This window comes from Aliivibrio sp. S2TY2 (assembly GCF_028765525.1).
Classification (GTDB): Bacteria; Pseudomonadota; Gammaproteobacteria; order Enterobacterales; family Vibrionaceae; genus Aliivibrio; species Aliivibrio finisterrensis_A.
This window is the reverse complement of the sequence record NZ_JARACS010000035.1, coordinates 1-1,103: the sequence shown is the minus strand read 5'-3', so window position 1 is coordinate 1,103 and position 1,103 is coordinate 1. Positions and strand designations below refer to the sequence as shown.

Genomic DNA, 1,103 nt, shown 5'->3' with positions numbered 1-1,103 from the left:
CGATTTATGAGTGCTCACACAGATTGCGAAGGTTGAAAATAAAGAGATTTAGAAGGTGTCCAACACCTTCGTTGTGTCCCGTTCGTCTAGAGGCCTAGGACACCGCCCTTTCACGGCGGTAACAGGGGTTCGACTCCCCTACGGGATACCATTTTCTCCTTATAGTTTGTTAAGTTGACGTCGTTTATAGACTATAAACGTCCTTACAACTTGCCTCCTCTAAGAAGAAAAATATGGGTCGTTAGCTCAGTTGGTAGAGCAGTTGACTTTTAATCAATTGGTCGCAGGTTCGAATCCTGCACGACCCACCATTCTTTCCACAGAGAATGGGTTTATTTCTGATAGAGTCAGGAGTAAATTGGAATATTATGTGGGCGATTAGCTCAGTTGGGAGAGCACCTCCCTTACAAGGAGGGGGTCACTGGTTCGAGCCCGGTATCGCCCACCATTTCATATGGATATACTCTTTAAATATTTTTGGAAGGATTCCAAACCAGTTCAAGAAATTGATCTAGGTTCGGATTTTTGTGTCTGAAAATGCTTAAAAAGTATTTTATCATTAACAGAGTTAATGATTTTATATAGCTCTTTAACAATTTGGAAAGCTGACTGATTTAGCTTAATTTATTTTACTTTTCAAAAAGTAAAACAAAACAGCTTAGGCTGTAATTAAGTTAAATCAAAATTTAAAGTTCTTAATATCTTTTGTTTATCATAGATAAACAAAAAATTTAAAGTTCTTAATATCTTTTGTTTATCATAGATAAACAAATTAAAAACACATTCAAGTGTTCTTGGTATTATTTTGTTTCTACTTTTTAAAGTAGAGATAAAGAGCGAATCCGGCGAAAAACCAGAACTCACATTTTTCTGTTTAAAGATTATCTTTTTTACAGAAATAGTGATGAGTTCAAACCTTGATTAGTTGAAATACGATCTCAAGTTATTTGTTTTACGTAGTAATTTTATTTTTAGACAAGGCGTTAAGAAATTTATCGAAGGGAGTGTAGCTTGCTACATGACCAAGTAAATTTTGAAAACAACGAAGTATAAAGATAAAAGAACAAGTAAAAAGACCTCTTGGGGTTGTATGGTTAAGTAAT

At 34.7% G+C, this 1,103-nt stretch carries 3 tRNA genes; all 3 read left to right on the top strand.

Annotated elements, in window-relative coordinates:
• The first annotated feature begins 75 nt into the window (after positions 1–75).
• The 3 genes from PVK63_RS19875 (at position 76) to PVK63_RS19865 (ending at position 448) form a co-directional block, all read left to right on the top strand.
• Positions 76–151, top strand: a tRNA-Glu gene (locus PVK63_RS19875).
• A gap of 84 nt (positions 152–235) precedes the next feature.
• Positions 236–311 (top strand) — tRNA-Lys (locus PVK63_RS19870).
• Between the two features lie 61 nt (positions 312–372).
• A tRNA-Val gene (locus tag PVK63_RS19865) sits at positions 373–448 on the top strand.
• The last annotated feature ends 655 nt before the right edge of the window (positions 449–1,103 follow it).